General features: G+C 71.1%; 13 protein-coding genes. 3 read left to right on the top strand and 10 right to left on the bottom strand.

The features are described 5' to 3' along the window. The 7 genes from ACFWZ5_RS27695 to ACFWZ5_RS27665 form a co-directional block, all read right to left on the bottom strand. On the bottom strand, window positions 1-705 hold a 705-nt coding region (locus ACFWZ5_RS27695; protein ID WP_384891378.1), incomplete at its 3' end, for a hypothetical protein. Window positions 706-777: 72 nt separating this feature from the next. Next, window positions 778-2253 (bottom strand): aldehyde dehydrogenase family protein, encoded by a 1476-nt coding sequence (locus tag ACFWZ5_RS27690; protein ID WP_384798916.1) that lies wholly within the window; start codon window positions 2251-2253, stop codon window positions 778-780. Further along, the gene (locus tag ACFWZ5_RS27685; protein WP_384798919.1) at window positions 2250-3983 is read right to left on the bottom strand and encodes an amidohydrolase family protein; all 1734 of its coding nucleotides are present in this window, start codon (window positions 3981-3983) and stop codon (window positions 2250-2252) included. Before ACFWZ5_RS27685 ends, ACFWZ5_RS27690 begins: the two co-directional genes overlap by 4 nt. Window positions 3984-4068: 85 nt before the next feature. Further along, window positions 4069-5190 (bottom strand): LLM class flavin-dependent oxidoreductase, encoded by a 1122-nt coding sequence (locus tag ACFWZ5_RS27680; protein WP_384798922.1) that lies wholly within the window; start codon window positions 5188-5190, stop codon window positions 4069-4071. A gap of 131 nt (window positions 5191-5321) precedes the next feature. Next, on the bottom strand, window positions 5322-6110 hold the full coding sequence (locus ACFWZ5_RS27675; RefSeq protein ID WP_384798925.1) for an SDR family NAD(P)-dependent oxidoreductase: 789 nt from the start codon (window positions 6108-6110) through the stop codon (window positions 5322-5324). 43 nt (window positions 6111-6153) lie between these two features. Then, entirely contained in the window at window positions 6154-7059 is a 906-nt protein-coding gene (locus ACFWZ5_RS27670; protein WP_384798928.1) for a TIGR03619 family F420-dependent LLM class oxidoreductase, read from the bottom strand. Between the two features lie 225 nt (window positions 7060-7284). Continuing rightward, on the bottom strand, window positions 7285-7926 hold the full coding sequence (locus ACFWZ5_RS27665; RefSeq protein ID WP_384798931.1) for a pentapeptide repeat-containing protein: 642 nt from the start codon (window positions 7924-7926) through the stop codon (window positions 7285-7287). 149 nt (window positions 7927-8075) lie between these two features. On the opposite strand from ACFWZ5_RS27665, the gene ACFWZ5_RS27660 reads away from it, so the two are divergent. Continuing rightward, complete coding sequence (locus tag ACFWZ5_RS27660; protein WP_384798934.1) at window positions 8076-8618, top strand: Uma2 family endonuclease; 543 nt, start codon at window positions 8076-8078, stop codon at window positions 8616-8618. A gap of 1 nt (window position 8619) precedes the next feature. On the opposite strand, the gene ACFWZ5_RS27655 is transcribed toward ACFWZ5_RS27660, so the two are convergent. Then, complete coding sequence (locus tag ACFWZ5_RS27655) at window positions 8620-9879, bottom strand: amidohydrolase family protein (protein WP_384798937.1); 1260 nt, start codon at window positions 9877-9879, stop codon at window positions 8620-8622. 258 nt (window positions 9880-10137) lie between these two features. Between ACFWZ5_RS27655 and ACFWZ5_RS27650 the strand changes: the two genes are divergently transcribed. Both ACFWZ5_RS27650 and ACFWZ5_RS27645 read left to right on the top strand, forming a co-directional pair. Then, the gene (locus ACFWZ5_RS27650) at window positions 10138-13275 is read left to right on the top strand and encodes a BTAD domain-containing putative transcriptional regulator (protein WP_384798940.1); all 3138 of its coding nucleotides are present in this window, start codon (window positions 10138-10140) and stop codon (window positions 13273-13275) included. Between the two features lie 201 nt (window positions 13276-13476). Continuing rightward, complete coding sequence (locus tag ACFWZ5_RS27645) at window positions 13477-13656, top strand: hypothetical protein (RefSeq protein WP_384798943.1); 180 nt, start codon at window positions 13477-13479, stop codon at window positions 13654-13656. 1011 nt (window positions 13657-14667) lie between these two features. Here ACFWZ5_RS27645 and ACFWZ5_RS27640 read toward each other — a convergent pair. Together ACFWZ5_RS27640 and ACFWZ5_RS27635 are read right to left on the bottom strand one after the other, a co-directional pair. Continuing rightward, window positions 14668-15507 (bottom strand): hypothetical protein, encoded by an 840-nt coding sequence (locus ACFWZ5_RS27640; RefSeq protein WP_384798946.1) that lies wholly within the window; start codon window positions 15505-15507, stop codon window positions 14668-14670. 86 nt (window positions 15508-15593) lie between these two features. Then, window positions 15594-16097, bottom strand: a complete 504-nt coding sequence (locus ACFWZ5_RS27635; RefSeq protein ID WP_384798949.1) for a hypothetical protein — start codon at window positions 16095-16097, stop codon at window positions 15594-15596. Window positions 16098-16206: the final 109 nt, after the last annotated feature.

Below are 16206 nucleotides of genomic sequence, written 5' to 3'. Positions count from 1 at the left end.
GACGCGCCCCTCCGCCCGCAGCTTCATCGCCCTCTCCGAGCGGAAGAAGGCAGTGTCGACAGCCATCAGTTCCCTCCAGGTGCCGAGGGCCGGGCTGTTGGCCAGGCCCTCTTCGGTCAGTTCGGCGAAGATTTCCGCGTCTTCTTGGTCGATGGTCTTCAAGGCGGCGGCCAGCGTCCTCAGTATGGCATCGGCGTTCGCGTCCTTGCCGTGGGTGATCGCGGAGAAGGTCGCGAGCGGGATGTCCGCGGCGGCCGCCCGTACGTCCGTGATGGGCGGGACGTTGTGCGGGCCGAGGACGAGCGGGCGCATCGTCAGCATGGGCCAGAGCGCCGGGCCGACGGTGAACGGGCCCGAGGCCCAGACCGCGGTGGACTTGTCCTGGCAGGTGACGAGCAGGACCGTCGGGAGCTTGTACTTCGCGTGCAGGTACGACGTGTAGTAGGCCCAGTTCGCCGGCTTGTCGTGGTCCCTGCGGCCCTGGGACTCGACGGCTACCAGGTAGCTGCCTTCCCTCTCGGTGTCGAACTGGAGCAGGGTGTCCACCCTGCGCTCCAGCGGCGACGGCTCGGTTAAGTCGGTGGGCAGCAGCGTCACCGCGATCGGGTCCGGGAACGGAATGTCGAGCGCGCGGAAGGCGCGGCCGAAGACTTCCGGTTCCTTCTGGAAGACACGGTGCATCGCTTCGTGTGATGAACTCACCATGCGGCGCACGCTATTGAGCGTTACGCACATACCTCTGGCATATCGCCGTCGTTCACCTGAACGAGTGGGCGCTCAGCCCGCCCACACCACCGACTGCACCTCGCTGTACGCCTGGAGGGCGTACGAACCGCAGTCGCGGCCCACGCCGCTCTTCTTGAAGCCGCCGAACGGGGCCTCCATGTTGCGGCCGATGGTGTTGATGCCGACGCCGCCCGCGCGGAGGTGGCGGGCGACGCGGAAGGCGCGGGCGACGTCGCCGGACCAGACGTAGTCGATGAGGCCGTAGTCGGTGTCGTTGGCGAGGGTGAGGGCGGTCTCCTCGGCCTCGTCGGGGGTGGCCGCGTCGAAGGGGGTGACGGTCACGACGGGGCCGAAGATCTCCTCGCGGACCACGCGCATGTCGGGCGTGCAGTCGGCGAGGAGGGCCGGGGTGACGTAGAAGCCGGGGGTACGGGGGGCCGCCGCCCCGCCGGTGATGACGCGGGCGCCCTCCTTGCGGCCGAGATCGACGTACGACTCGATCCGGTCGCGGTGGGCGGCTGAGATCACCGGGCCCACCACGGTCCCCTTGTCTCGCGGGTCACCCACGGCCAAATGGGACATGTACGTCGTGAGCCCCGCCACCAGCGGTTCGTACAGCGCCCGTTGGACAAGCACCCGCGTAGGCGCCGTGCAGATCTGACCGCTGTAGAACGAGAACGTCGTACCGATGCCCGCCACCGCCGCGCCCAGGTCCGCGTCGTCGAAGACGATCGCCGCGCCCTTGCCGCCCAGCTCCATGAGCTGGCGTTTCATGCCGCGCCCGCACACCTCGCCGATACGCTGCCCGACAGCCGTCGAACCGGTGAAGCTGACCATGTCGACGTCCCCGGACGCGACGGCCGCCTCACCCACGTCCGCGGACGTGCCGCTCACCACGTTCACCGTCCCGGGCGGCGCGCCCGCCTCCGCCAGGGCCGCCGCCAACCGGTAGACGGACAGCGGGTCCTGGGGCGCCGGTTTCACCAGGACCGTGTTGCCCATCGCCAGGGCCGGGGCGATCTTGCCCGCCGGGTTCGCCCAGGGGTTGTTGTACGAGGTGACGCAGGTGACGACGCCGACGGGCCTGCGGGCGGCAAGGGCGCCGAGCACCGCCGCCCCGCCCAGCGGGCCCGCCTCGTTGACCTGGGGCGGCAGGCCCGTCTCGACGGGCTCCAGCGCGCCGCGCGCGTACCGGCGGAAGCGGGACACCGCCACCGCGACCTGCATGCCGCGCGCGGTCGCCGTGGTCGCGCCCGTCTCCGCACGGGCCACCTCCACGTGCCCGGCGAAGTCCCGCTGCAGCAGGTCGGCCGTCCGGTCGAGGATCGCCGCCCGCTCCTGCGGCGCCGTACACGACCACGCCCCGAAGGCCTCCCGCGCCGCCGCCGCGGCCTGCGCCACCTGGGCGCGGCTCGCCTCGGGGGCGAGGCCGACGGCCTCCTCCGTCGCCGGATCGATCACCTCGTAGTGACCGCCGTCCGGCTCGACCCACTCACCGCCGATGAACAGCCGCTGCGCCGCCGTCACTTGGTGCTCACCGTCCGCGTGTCGCGCCCCGACCGCAGCACCCGTCCCGGCACGGCGCCCGTGACCACGTCGTCCCTGATCGCCTCGGTCCCGTTGACCCACACGGCCCGCACGCCGATCGCCTTGGAGTCCAGGCGTGGACTGTCGCCCGGCAGGTCGTGGACGAGCGTGGCCTTGCCCGCGTCGATCGTGGCGGGGTCGAAGAGGACCAGGTCGGCGTGGTAGCCCTCCGCGATCCGGCCCCGCTCGCGCAGGCCGAAGAGCCGGGCCGGGTCGTCGGTGAGCATCTTCACGGCCTGCTCGACGCCCACGAGCCCCCGACCGCGCAGGCAGTCGCCGAGGAAGCGCGTCGTGTACGGGGCGCCGCACATGCGGTCCAGATGCGCGCCGGCGTCGGACCCGCCGAGCAGGACGTCCTCGTGCCGCCAGGTCTCGGCGCGCAGGGCCCACGAGTCCGGGTCGTTGTCGGTCGGCATGGGCCACAGGACCGTACGCAGCCGGTCGTCGGCGCAGATACCGACGAGGCAGGAGAAGGGGTCCTGGCCGCGCTCGGCCGCGATGTCGCCGACCACCCGGCCCGTCAGGCCCGCGTTCGCCTCCGCGTACGTGTCCCCGATGACGTACCGGTCGAAGCGGGCGAGCCGCCGGAAGACCCCGGCCTCCTCGCTGTCGGCGCGCCGCAGCATCTCGGCCCGGACGTCCGGGTCCCGGAGCTTGGCGATCCGCTCGTCGACCGGCAGGCCCAGGATCTCCCCCCACCCGGGGATGAGGTTCAGGGCGCAGAAGGTGCCCAGGCTCATGTTCATCGGAGTCAGGATCGGCATGGTCAGGGCGACGATCCGGCCGCCCGCCTTCCGGGCGCGCTCGCTCGGCAGGAGCTGGCGCGGCACGCGGTCGGGCACGGCGGCGTCGATGGTGAGGACGTTCCAGTTCAGGGGCCGCCCGGCGGCCACGCTCATGTCGACGAGCAGATCGATCTCGGCGTCGTCGAACCGGTCGAGGCACCCGGCGACGATCGCCTCCAGCTGCGTCCCCTCGTGCTCGCCGACGGCCCGCGACAGGGCGAGGAGTTCCTCGGGCCGCGCGTGCCGGGACGCCACCGGCTTGCCGTCGCCGTCGGAGTGCGTGGACGACTGCGTGGTGGAGAGCCCCCACGCGCCGGCCGCCATCGCCTCCCGCAGCAGCGCGACCATCCGCTCCAGCTGCTCGGCCGACGGCTGCCCGCCGACGGCGTCGGCCCCCATCACGTACCGCCGCAGCGCGCAGTGCCCCACCATGAACCCCGCGTTGACGGCGATCCGCCCCTCCAGCGCGTCCAGATACTCCCCGAAGGAGCTCCACGACCACGGCGCGCCCTCCTCCAGGGCGACCAGGGACATGCCCTCGACCTTGGACATCATCCGGCGCGTGTAGTCGGCGTCGCCGGGCCGCGCCGGGTTCAGCGGGGCGAGCGTGAACCCGCAGTTGCCGCCCGCGACGGTGGTCACGCCGTGGTTCAGGGACGGCGTCGCGTACGGGTCCCAGAACAGCTGCGCGTCGTAGTGCGTATGCGGGTCGACGAACCCCGGCGCGAGCATCAGGCCGTGGGCCTCTTCACGGCTGCGCGCCTCCTCCGTGACGGAGGGAGCGACGACGGCGATCCGGCCACCCCGAATCCCGACGTCGGCCACGCGCGCGGCCTGCCCCGTCCCGTCGACGACAGTGGCGCCCTTGATCAGGTGGTCGAGCATGTCGAGGCGGTCCTCCCTGGACGGCGGTGGAAGTTCAGCCCGTCCGGCGCTTGAGGACGAGCGCGCAGCGCGATCAACGGCACCCTCACGACGAGGCGCGTCGGAACCTGCTGGTCCGGTGGACGGGATCCGTATCGATCTTGGGGATGACGTGCTCTCCGATCAGCCGGATCGTCGTCAGCGTGTCTTCGTACGAGATCCCGATGGGCAGCCCGAAGGACAGCTGATCGGCTCCGGCACGCTCCCAGCGCTCGCACTGCCGCAGCACCTCGTCCGGATCCCCGCAGATCATCAGCTCCTCCGCGATGAGCAGCTCGACGATCTCCTCGGTGTACTCCGGCAACACCTCGGGCCACCGCGGGATCCCCTCGGGACGAGGGAACGTGTCGTGGTAGCGGAAGACGAGGGACTGCAGGTAGTTGAGCCCGCCGTTCACGGCGATCCGGACGGCCGCCTCGTGCGTCTCGGCACAGATCGCCGTGGACGTCACCATCACGTTGTCGTTGACGAAGGCCCCGACGGGATCCGCGTCCCGGATCGCGGTCTTGTACTGCTCCAGGACCCACTCCATGTCGGAGACCTTCTGCACGCTGAACCCCAGGACCCCGAGGCCCTTCTTCGCGGCCATCGCGTACGAGGACGGGGACCCGGCCGCGTACCACATCGCCGGGTGCGAGGCGCCGTACGGCTTCGGGAAGACCTTGCGCGGCGGCAGCTGCCAGTGCTTGCCGCGGAACCCCTCGTACTCGTCCTGGAGCCACATCTTGGGGAACTCGGCGATGGTCTCTTCCCAGATCTCCTTGGTGTGGTTCATGTCGGTGATGCCGGGCAGGAAGCCGAGGATCTCGTGCGAACCGGCGCCGCGCCCGCTGCCGAACTCGAACCGCCCCTCCGACAGGTGGTCGAGCATCGCGACCTTCTCGGCGACCTTGACCGGGTGGTTGACCTGGGCGAGGGGGTTGAAGATCCCGGAGCCCAGGTGGATCCGCTCGGTGGCGTGCGCCAGGTAGCCGAGGAACACGTCGTTGGCGGAGAGGTGCGAGTACTCCTCCAGGAAGTGGTGCTCGGACGCCCACGCGTACTTGAAGCCCGCCGCGTCCGCCGCGATGACGTACTCGGTCTCCTCCATCAGCGCCTTGTGCTCGGCGAGCGGGTCGGTCCGCGCGCGCTTGCCGACGTATCCCTGTACGAAGAGCCCGAATTCCACGGCGGTTCACCGTCCTCGTGATTTCTGACGGAGTGTCAGATCGATGACTTCGACTGTTCCATCGGGGGCGGGGAGCGTCAATAGCTGATGGTGCGTCAGATACAGCCGTCACGCACAGGGCCGGGTCGCCGTCACAGCACGCTGACCCCGGCCAGCCAGCCGCCGTCGATGACGAACGGCTGCCCGGTGATGTACGACGAGTCCTCCTCCGCGGTCAGGAAGAGCGCGAGCCGTGCCACCTCCGCCGCCGTGCCGACCCGGCCGAGCGGCACGAGCTTGCGGTACAGCTCGTCCAGGCCGCGGGCCGCCTTCTCGGGGTCGGCGCCCGGGTCGAGCCGGGCGGGGTTGCTCATCGCGGTGTCGATGGCGCCGGGGCAGACGGCGTTGACGCGGATTCTCTTCGGCGCGAGTTCGAGCGCGGCGACGCGGGTGAGGCCGATGATCGCGTGCTTGGTGGCGCTGTACGCGCCGATGTACGTCATGCCGGTGAGGCCCGCGTACGACGCCGTGTTCACGATGGAGCCGCCGCCGGCGTCCGCGATGTGCGGGGCGACGGTCTTGATGCCGAGGAAGACGCCGGTCTGGTTGACCTGGACGACCTCCTGGAACTCTTCCAGGGGCGTGCCGACCAGTTCGTTGAAGCGGAGGATCCCGGCGTTGTTGACGAGGCCGTCGACCTTGCCGAAGGCAGACTTCGCCGCGTCGACGGCGGCGTGCCAGTCGGCCTCGCGGCCGACATCGAGGTGGACGTAGCGCGCCGCGTCGCCGCCCAGCTCCTTGGTGAGGGCCTCGCCCTGGTCGTCGAGCACGTCCCCGACGACGACCCGCGCGCCCTCCGCCACGAAGAGGCGCGCCTCCTGCTCCCCTTGTCCACGCGCCCCGCCGGTGACGATGACGACGCGCCCGTCGAGCTTTCCCATGCGGCCCTCCCTCTGGTCCGGTTCCGGACAGTTCCGGTCCTGGTCAGTTCAAGTGCGGGGCGACCTCGGCCGCGAACGCCGCCATCTGGTCGGTGAGTTCCGTGCGCCCGCGGCTGCGGAAGCGCACCTGGATCTGGTCCACGCCGAACGTCGCGTACGCCCGCAGCGACTCGGCGAGCGCGTCCGGCTTGCCGCTGAGCGTGCGCCGCCCGACGGGCCAGGCGGGCTCGCCCACGTACAGCGGCTCCGTGATCGCGCCGACGACGATGCGCTCCGTGACGCCCGCGTCGGCGCGCAGCCGCCGCAGGCGCGTGATCTGCGCCGGGAGCTTCGCGCGCGGGTCGCCCTGCGGGAGCCAGCCGTCGGCGCGGGTCGCGGCCCTGCGCACGGCGGCGGGCGAGGAGCCGCCCACCCACAGGGGCACCCGTTCCTGTGCGGGCCGGGGGCGCTGGCCGAGCCCCGCGAAGTCGTACGCGGCCCCGTGGTGCTCGGGGAACTCCTCGGGACCGAGCGCCGACCGCAGCGCGTCCACCGTCTCGTCGAGCAGCGGGCCGCGGCGCGCGAAGTCGACGCCGAGCACGGCGAACTCCTCCGGTACGTGGCCCGCGCCGACACCGAGGATCAGGCGGCCGCCGCTGAGGTGGTCGAGGGTCGCGTACTGCTTGGCGCTGAGCAGCGGGTGCCGCAGGCCGACCACGGCGACGTGGCTCATGAGGCGGACCCGCTCCGTGGCGGCGGCGAGGTAGGCGAGCGTGGCGACGGGGTCGTACCAGGTGGTGCCCATCGCGTCCGCGAGGCGCCGCGGGATCGCGACGTGGTCGCAGCAGGCGAGGTACGCGAACCCGGAGCGGTCCGCGACGCGGGCGATCTCCACCAGGTCCTCGGCACCGGCGCCCGCCTCCCAGGCCTCGGCGAAGAGCACACTCCGCGACTGCACGGGCAACTGCATCCCGTACACGAGCCGCCCCGGAGGAAAGGCCTCCGCGCCGCCCGCCACCGACGCCTGCGCCCTAGGCGCCGTAGCTGCCTCAGGTTCCCCAGGTGCCATAGGACCTCACCCCTCGCCCCGATCTGACGACATGTCATGTACCACGACGGCCCACATCGTCGTACCTGACACCCCATCAGACAAGGCCCACGCGCACCCCCGCCCGAGGCACCCCCGCCGCACTCCTCACCCCACCTCGAAGCCGAGGGCCCCGGCTATCACCCCCGCCTGGTCCAGGTCGATCTTCGCGCCGCCGACCGACACGGTCAGCGGGTCGAGCGCGGACAGATCGCTGCCGCGCAGGTCGGCGCCCATGAGCTGGGCGCTGTGCAGCATCGCGCCCGACAGGTCGCAGCCGGTCACGGTCGCCTCCTCCAGGCGGGCCGCCGTGAGGTCCGCCTCCCGCATCCGCACCCCGTCGAGGACGGCCTTGCGCAGATCGGCGCCGGGCAGCGCGACGAACGACCAGTCCCCGCCCCGCACCTCGAACACCGTGAACGCGCACTGCTGGAAGAGGCCGCCTATCGCCTTGCACTGCGCGAAGCGCGTATCGAAGAACACGCAGCGCTTGAACACGCAGTTCGTGAACGCCGTCGACGTGAACCGCGCCGCGTTGAACTTCACCCCGGCGAACGTGCACCCGTCGAACACGGCCCCCTCGGCGACGGCTTCCGTCATGTCGGTGTCGAAGAACGTGAACCGCTCGTACGTCTCCCCCGACAGATCACGGCCGTACCAGTCCCCGCCCCGCACCACCCGCCCCGCGTCCGGCACGGGCGGCTCGGCCGAGAAGGGGTCGACATTGGCCCGCTCACGTTTGATCGCCATGCCTCCGATTGAACACGGGGCCACTGACAATCGCCCCCGAGGCCCTCAGTCAAGGGTGATCACTCAGCTACAGTCGGTGCGGACTCCCACTCGCCGCTAGGCTGACCGTGCGGGGTGCTCCGGCCACGGGCCACGGAAGGACGACGGTGATGACAGTTCTCGACCGCCTCTGGCGGGATGTGGAAGCGCAAACCAACATCGAGGGCTATGTCGTCGAGATCATCGACGGAAAGGTGATCATGACCCCGCAGAGCCCGGCGCAGTCGAACACGATCCTCAATGTGGTCATGCAGGCCCACACCACCCTGCAGGGCGCCCCGATCGTCTTCGATGTGGGCATCGACTTCCCCGGCGAGACGTCGACAGCTCCCGACATCACCATCCTTGATGAGGACGCCGAGCCCCGCGGAAAGCGCTACATCTGCCAGGACGTAATCGCCGCCGTCGAGGTCGTCTCCACGGAGTCCGACGACAACGACTACGTCACCAAGGTCGCGAAGTACAGCCGCTTCGGCATCGAGACGTACCTCATCCTCGACCCGTTCAAGAAGCTGTGCACGCTGTACGAAGGCGCCGACGCGACCGGCTACCGCAAGAAGACCGAGTATCCGTACGGGGCGACCGTCAACCTCACCCTCTCCGACGGCCGGAAGCTCTCACTGGACACCAGCGGCTTCCCGGTGGAGGGCTGACTCAGGCCCCCGGCCACAGGCCCTCCTCCGTGAGCCCCAGGAGATCGATCGCGTTGCCGCGTACGATCCGCTCCACCACCCCCGGATCCAGGTGGCCCATCTGGGTCTCGCCGACCTCCCTCGACTTCGGCCAGGTCGAGTCGGAGTGGGGGTAGTCCGTCTCGTACAGGACGTTGCCGACGCCGATCGCGTCGAGGTTGCGCAGGCCGAAGGCGTCGTCGAAGAAGCAGCCGTGGACGTGGTCGGCGAAGAGCTCGGACGGCGGGCGGTGGACCTTGTCGGCGACGCCGCCCCAGCCGCGGTTCTCCTCCCAGACGACGTCGGCGCGCTCCAGGACGTAGGGGATCCAGCCGATCTGGCCCTCGGCGTACATGATCCGGAGGTTCGGGAAGCGCTCGAACTTGCCGCTCATCAGCCAGTCGACCATCGAGAAGCAGCAGTTGGCGAAGGTGATGGTGGAGCCGACGGCGGGCGGCGCGTCGGCGGACGTGGACGGCATCCTGCTGCTGGAGCCGATGTGCATGGCGACGACCGTGCCGGTCTCGTCGCACGCGGCGAGGAACGGGTCCCAGGCGTCGGTGTGGATCGACGGCAGGCCGAGATGCGGCGGTATTTCCGAAAAGGCGACGGCCCGGACGCCGCGCGCCGCGTTGCGCCGCACCTCGGCGGCCGCTAGCTCGGCGTCCCAGAGCGGGATCAGGGTGAGCGGTATCAGCCGACCTCGCGCGGCGGGCCCGCACCACTCCTCCACCATCCAGTCGTTGTACGCACGTACGCATAAAAGCCCCAGGTCGCGGTCCTTGGCCTCGGTGAACGTCTGGCCGCAGAAGCGCGGGAAGGTGGGGAAGCAGAGGGCGGACTGGACGTGGTTCACGTCCATGTCGGCCAGGCGCTCCGGCACGCTGTGGGAGCCGGGCCGCATCTGCTCGTACGTGATGACTTCGAGGCGGATCTCGTCCCTGTCGTACCCGACGGCCGTGTCCAGGCGGGTCAGGGGCCGGTGGAGGTCCTCGTACACCCACCAGTCCCCTATGGGCCCTTCGTCGCCTTTCTCCCCCATGACCGGCGCGAACTTACCGCCCAAAAACGTCATTTCCCTCAACGGCGCGCGCACGATGCGCGGGCCCCGGTCCTGGTACTTCGCCGGCAGGCGGTCCCGCCAGACCCGCGCGGGCTCCACCGTGTGGTCGTCCACCGAGATGATCCTCGGGAACGGCTGCGCGGCGACGGCGGCGTCCTGAGTGCTCCCCATGGTCTCCATGCCGTCCACGGTAGCGCGGATCTGACGAACCGTCAGTTGTCCGGATCCCGTCACTCGTGGGGTAACCCTGTGAGAGCCGTCTCCCACGGCTGACGCATCAGGTCCGGACAAGGCAAACTGTGCCGCAGCAAGTCAGTCCCACGGACAGGGCAGGGTCCGTAGCGGACACAGCAGGCACGAACCGGGCACAGCCGGGCACAGTTGGGCGTATTTGATCAGACATAGGCAACTGCGTGCGGCAGGGCAGCAGGGGGAGCGATGGACGGTCTACCGCGGGTTCCGGAGCAGCGGCGTCCGGCGGCGGGTAGCGACCCTGAGGAAGCGGCACGGGCGTCGCGCGGCGTGAACGGGCAGGGTGCGCCGGGCGCGCGGGACGCGCAGGGCGTACAGGGCACGCAGGGCGGTGCGCAGGGTGACGACGCCCTCGCCGTGCCCGGCGCCGGTGCGCAGACGCCCGAAGGCGCCGCCGCCGACGCGGGGCAGGAGTGTGCCCGTTTCAGCGTCCTCGGCCCCGTACGCGCCTGGCTCGGCGCCGAGCAACTGCCCACCGGCTCCCCGCAGCAGCGCGCCCTGCTCGCCGCGCTGCTCCTGCGCGACGGCCGCACCGCCACCGCGTCCGAGCTCATCGACGCCATCTGGGGCGAGGACCCCCCGTCCCAGGCCCTCGCGGCCATCCGCACGTACGCGTCCCGGCTGCGCAAGGTCCTGCCGCCCGGCACCCTGGTCAGCGAGTCCGGCGGCTACGCCGTGCGCGCCGCCGACGGCGCCCTCGACCTCACCGAGGCCGAGAACCTGTGGACGGGCGCCGAGCGCGCCCGCGGGCTCGGTGACCTGTGCCAGGCCCGCGCCCTCGTCAACCAGGCCCTGTCCCTGTGGGACGGCGAGCCCCTCGCCAACGTGCCGGGCCCGTACGCCGACGCCCAGCGCACCCGCCTGGAGGAGTGGCGCCTCCAGCTCCTCGAGTCCCGGCTTGACATGGACCTGGAGCAGGGCTGCCACGCGGAGTCGGTCTCCGAGCTCACCGCGCTCACGGCCGCGCACCCCCTGCGCGAGCGCTTCCGCGAGCTGCTCATGCTCGCCCTGTACCGCTCGGGCCGGCAGGCCGAGGCCCTCGCCGTGTACGCCGACACGCGCCGCCTCCTCGCCGACGAGCTCGGCGTCGACCCGCGCCCCGGCCTGCAGGAGCTCCAGCAGCGCATCCTCCAGGCCGACCCGGCCCTCGCGGAGCCGTCCGCCCCGGCGGCGGAGCCCTCGGCGGGCGTCGTCCGCCCCGCCCAGCTCCCCGCCACCGTCCAGGACTTCACGGGCCGTGTCTCCTTCGTGAAGGAGCTCAGCGACATCCTGTCGACGGCCGAGGGCCGCGTGATGGCGGTCTCCGCGCTCGCCGGGATCGGCGGCGTGGGCAAGACCACCCTCGCCGTGCACGTCGCCCACGCCGCGCGCTCCCACTTCCCCGACGGGCAGCTGTACGTCGACCTCCAGGGCGCCGGTCCGCGCGTCGCCGAGCCCGAGACGGTCCTCGGCGCGTTCCTCCGCGCCCTCGGCACGGCGGACTCCGCGATTCCGGACTCCCTGGAGGAGCGGGCGGCGCTGTTCCGCTCCGTCCTCGACGGCCGCCGCGTGCTCGTCCTGCTCGACAACGCCCGTGACGCGGCCCAGGTCCGCCCCCTCCTGCCCGGCACGGAGGGCTGCGCCGCCCTCGTCACCTCCCGGACCCGGATGGTGGACCTGGCCGGGGCGCACCTCGTCGACCTGGACGTGATGTCGCCCGACGAGGCGCTCCAGCTCTTCACGAAGATCGTCGGCGAGGAGCGGGTCGCCTCCGAGCGGGACGCGGCCCTGGACGTGGTCGCGGCCTGCGGCTTCCTCCCCCTGGCCATCCGCATCGCGGCGTCCCGCCTGGCGGCCCGCCGCACCTGGACCGTCTCGACGCTCGCCGCCAAGCTGGCCGACGAGCGCCGCCGCCTGGACGAGCTCCAGGCCGGCGACCTCGCGGTGGCCGCGACCTTCGAACTCGGCTACGGCCAGCTCGAAGCGGCCCAGTCCCGCGCCTTCCGCCTCCTGGGCCTCGCCGACGGCCCCGACATCTCCCTCACGGCCGCCGCGGCGGTCCTCGACCTGCCGGTCGAGGACACGGAGGACCTCCTGGAGTCCTTGGTCGACACGTCACTCCTGGAGTCGGCGGCACCGGGGCGCTACCGCTACCACGACCTCGTACGGCTCTACGCGCGTGCGTGCGCCGAGCGGGACGAGCTGCCGCCCAGCGAGCGGGAGGCGGCGCTGTCGCGTCTCCTGGACTTCTATCTGGCGTCGGCGGCGCGGGTGTACGCGATCGAGCGTCCTGGGGACAGGACAGTGGATCACCTGGAAGCCGTCGAGCACCCCGTGCACGGCTTCACCGACGACAGCAAGGCCCTGGACTGGCTGCACGCGGAGGCGGCCTGCATCCTGGCGTGCGTGCAGCAGTCGCTGGGGGCGGGGAGCCTGCGGCGGGCGGTGGATCTGCTGCTTGCGGCGAAGGATTTGGCGGAGTCGGGGGCTAGTTCGCTTCGGTATGAGCTGGCTACGCGGGCGGCCCGCGATGCCGCGCAGGAGGCGGGCGACGCGTGCGCCGAGGGCCGCGCGCGGGTGAGCCTCGGCCAAGTTCTGAACAAGGTTGGGCACTTCGAACAGGCCGCAGCGGAGCTGGAGAGCGCGAGGAACCTCGGCGACGAGGCGAACGACCCGTGGACCCAGGGCAACGCCGCGAATGAGCTCGCCATCACTGTGGGCTGCATGAACCAGCACGCGTCCAGTGATTCACACGTGCTGAAGACGATCGAGGCCCATGCCCTCAGGGCGATCGAGGTCTTCCGCCTCGACGGGAATCGCCCCGGCGAGGCGAGCGCCCTGTGCAACTGGTCCCGGATCCTCATCATGATGGGCCGCACCAGCCAAGCTATCGACCTGGCCCGCGACGGTATGGCGATCTACGCGGACCTCGGCCTCAGCTTCCGAGTGGCCAACGCCAAGTACGCCCTGGGGATCGGCCTCAGCCAGGCAGGCCGCCACACGGAGGGATTGACGCAGCTCACCGAGGCCCTGCAGGTCTTCGCGGAGAACCGGCAGCGTCTGTGGGAGGGCACGGCTCACTACCGCATCGCCCAGATCCACCTCGCGGCCCGCCACCCGGCGCAGGCGGCTCGGCACGCCGAGCAGGCCCTCGCCACCGGCTGCGTCGGTGGCGACTGGATGCGCGCCAACGTTCTCACCACCCTGGGCCAGGCGCTCGACAGCCTCGGGCAGCTCGACCGCGCCCGGGCGTGCTGGAACAAGGCCCTCGCGCTGCACGAGGAGAGCGGGGCGCCGGAGGCGAGCGAGGTGCGGGCTCTTCTCCGTCCTGTGGCAGCCGCGTGACACGGCTGTCGAGCACGTTCATCGAACGTTTATGACGGGCTGCCACTCTCTACTTATCGATCCGTCGCGTCGGGGGGCAGACGGGTCGCGTGGGCCCCACAGCTATCGTGAGCGGCCCTGGACCACCCGCTCGGCGACCCTCGGGGGAGTTGCCGAGCGGGTGGTCTAGTCCCGGAGCCCCGTAGCTTTCAGGAGTAACGCATGAGCGAAGCGCAGAAGAAGAATCCCGTGCCCAAGGGCGACGGCCACATGCCGGCCCCGCCTCAGGACGGCCCCATAGTCCCGACGGGCGACGGCCACATGCCGGCTCCGCCGAAGAAGGACGGCATCACCATCAAGCGTGACGGTCACATGCCGGCTCCGCCCAGTCAGGACGCCTAACACTTTCTATCCCGACGGGGATCGGCCGCGGCGGCGCGGAGGGGGAGCCGCCGCGGCCGAGGTGTATCCAGAACAGCTCACGAGGCGCCAACCAGTAGAGATTTAGCGTGAATTGTTCGAACATATGACGCTTTGTGCAGCTAGAGTCGATTGTTGAAAAGTCGCCCCCTCCAAGGAGTTGGAATGACTCGAACCAGAAAGATTTTCGTCACCTTGGCCGTGATGGCCGCGGCCTCGGCGGGAGCCGCCGCTCCGGCGCTCGCCGCCGACGGCATACCGACCCCTCAGGGTGAGGGCCACATGCCGGTCGTCTCGCCCAAGGGTGAGGGGCACATGCCTGCCCCGCCCGGTGAAGGCCACATGCCGCTCAGCCCGTTCGGCGAGGGGCACATGCCGGCCCCTCCGAGCGAAGGTCACATGCCGATCGTTGCCCCGATGGGGGAAGGCCACATGCCGGCCCCTCCGCAGGGCTGACCCCCCGGGGGCCGAGTCACCGCTCGACCTCGCCAACCCATCTCACCAGATTGCAGTTCACCGTCGTGAACGAGCCAACTCACTGGCGAGTATGAGCCAGGCACTCGAACAGCTGCCCGACCGACCGCTAGCGTTGCCATTTGTTCGGCACGTACGCGATTCAAGGAGCTGGAATGATCCAAGCCAAGAGGGCCCTCGTAACTTGCGCTATCGCGGCTGCTGCAGCGGCTGGCCTTGCGTCCCCGGCTTTCGCGGGTGACAGCCACCAGCCGGTCACGCCGCTGGGCGATAGCCACCAGCCGACCCCTCCCGGTGAGGGCCATGTCCCGGTCACTCCGCAGGGCGAAGGGCACGTTCCGGTCACCCCGCAGGGCGAAGGCCACATCCCGGTCACCCCGCAGGGCGAAGGCCACATCCCGGTCACCCCGCAGGGCTGACTCAGGCTCCACCGCACATCAACGCCCTCCGGCCCGCCCGCATCACTGCAGCTGCCGGAGGGCGTTGCCGTCCCGCCGCCGGACAGCAACGCCCGGCCCTCTACTCTGGCAGACGCGCCAGCGACACCGTCACCAGCGCCGGCGCCCGGCGTCCCGCCTCGCGCAGAGCCTCGGCGGTCGCCTCTGTCAGCCATACCGCGATGTCCGGTGACCACTCCCGTGTGGTGCAGGTGAGCCGGATGACCTCGCTCATGCTTTGCGTATGCACCGAGCCGTCAAGGTCGAAGGCCAAGCCTGGAAGGCTAGCCTCCGGTTCGGTCGCGGGCGTCGGCGTGGAGACGTCCACCGCCCCCTGCGTCCGCTCCCGTACCGCCTCGCGCAAGGCCGCCGCGTCGGCTCCGGTCGCGCCGCCCTCGCCGGGACGGCAGGAGACGGTCACCAGCACCTCGTACCGGGCATCCGGGTCGGCCAGGTCGAACCACGACACCAGCTCCGCCTGATGGAAGGCCGTGTCACGCTCGGTGGCGTGCAGCGGCAGCAGCGCGTGCAGGCCCGTGAACGTCACCTCGCCCGCGCGGGCCAGCGCCTCGGACAGGACCAGGGTGATCGGGCGGACGGGGAGCCCCGGCCGCGGCGGGTCCGCGAGAATCCCCGCACCCAGCCACGCCAGTTGCCGCACCCCGCCGTCCTGCGTCCAGTCACCGCCGACCTCCTGATGGGCCCACGTCGTGGGCTCATGGCTCGCCGTGACCTCGCCGCCCTCGTGCAGCCAGCTGCTCACGGTCCGCCAGCCGTACGAACCCGCCCGGTCGACGGCGAGAAAGAGGACGTCCTCCTCGACGGAGCCCTCGGCGTCGGCGTCCCGCGCCACCACCCGGTCGAGCCACGGGTGCCGCCGCAGGGTTCCGTGCAGGCCGACGATGACGGTGGGCGGAAACACAGGCGAACACTCCCGGACAGCAGAAGACGGCGGTGCCGGAAGCGTACTTCCGGCACCGCCGTCAGCTGCTACTCACAGCCCGCGGGTCACAGACCGCAGCCCAGCCGCTGCGTCTCGGTGATCTTCTTGTAGTCGTCGTCCGGGTAGCCGATCAGGTCGACGTCGATGACGCTGCGGAAGTCGTACTGGCCCACGTTGTACGTGCACTTGTACGCGGCCGCCGCGCGCTTGCCGCTGCCGCCGCCGGAGTAGACGTTCCGTACGTCCTTGGCCAGGGTCTTCCACTCGCCCCCGCGCTTGACCTGGAGCCACACCGTGACCTTGGCCTTGACGCCCCGGGCCGGGCCGCTCAGGACCTTCCACCAGCCGTGGGCGTTGATGTGGCCCCGCACCGTGTGCGAGAAGTGAACGTTGTCGCCGTCGGTCCGGAAGGCCCCGATGCCGGAGCCGGCGCGGACGGACTTCTCGCTGACGACGCTGCGGTACTGCTGAGCGTCACGGCCTTCGGCGGCCTGCGCCGGAACAGCGGCACCGACGGCGAGCAGAGCGGCGGTCAGGGCAGCGGTAGCCGCCCCCGTACGGATGCGCACGTGGAGTTCCCCCAAAGAATCGTTCGGCCGCGCCACGGTCGGCGCGACGTTCGTACGCGGCGCAGTCTAAACACCTGGTCCGGGGCCTGCCGGAGCCGGTGCACCCGCC

Source organism: Streptomyces sp. NPDC059003 (assembly GCF_042740445.1).
Classification (GTDB): domain Bacteria; phylum Actinomycetota; class Actinomycetes; order Streptomycetales; family Streptomycetaceae; genus Streptomyces.
This window is presented reverse-complemented; position numbering and strand designations above follow the sequence as displayed.

What these genes read in the sequence shown, in the direction of transcription:
- ACFWZ5_RS27675 (WP_384798925.1), bottom strand. Translation starts at nt 6,110, where the DNA reads ATGGGAAAGCTCGACGGGCGCGTCGTCATCGTCACCGGCGGGGCGCGT.
- ACFWZ5_RS27655 (WP_384798937.1), bottom strand. Translation starts at nt 9,879, where the DNA reads ATGGAGACCATGGGGAGCACTCAGGACGCCGCCGTCGCCGCGCAGCCG.
- ACFWZ5_RS27650 (WP_384798940.1), top strand. Translation starts at nt 10,138, where the DNA reads ATGGACGGTCTACCGCGGGTTCCGGAGCAGCGGCGTCCGGCGGCGGGT.
- ACFWZ5_RS27660 (WP_384798934.1), top strand. Translation starts at nt 8,076, where the DNA reads ATGACAGTTCTCGACCGCCTCTGGCGGGATGTGGAAGCGCAAACCAAC.
- ACFWZ5_RS27685 (WP_384798919.1), bottom strand. Translation starts at nt 3,983, where the DNA reads ATGCTCGACCACCTGATCAAGGGCGCCACTGTCGTCGACGGGACGGGG.
- ACFWZ5_RS27645 (WP_384798943.1), top strand. Translation starts at nt 13,477, where the DNA reads ATGAGCGAAGCGCAGAAGAAGAATCCCGTGCCCAAGGGCGACGGCCAC.
- ACFWZ5_RS27670 (WP_384798928.1), bottom strand. Translation starts at nt 7,059, where the DNA reads ATGCAGTTGCCCGTGCAGTCGCGGAGTGTGCTCTTCGCCGAGGCCTGG.
- ACFWZ5_RS27665 (WP_384798931.1), bottom strand. Translation starts at nt 7,926, where the DNA reads ATGGCGATCAAACGTGAGCGGGCCAATGTCGACCCCTTCTCGGCCGAG.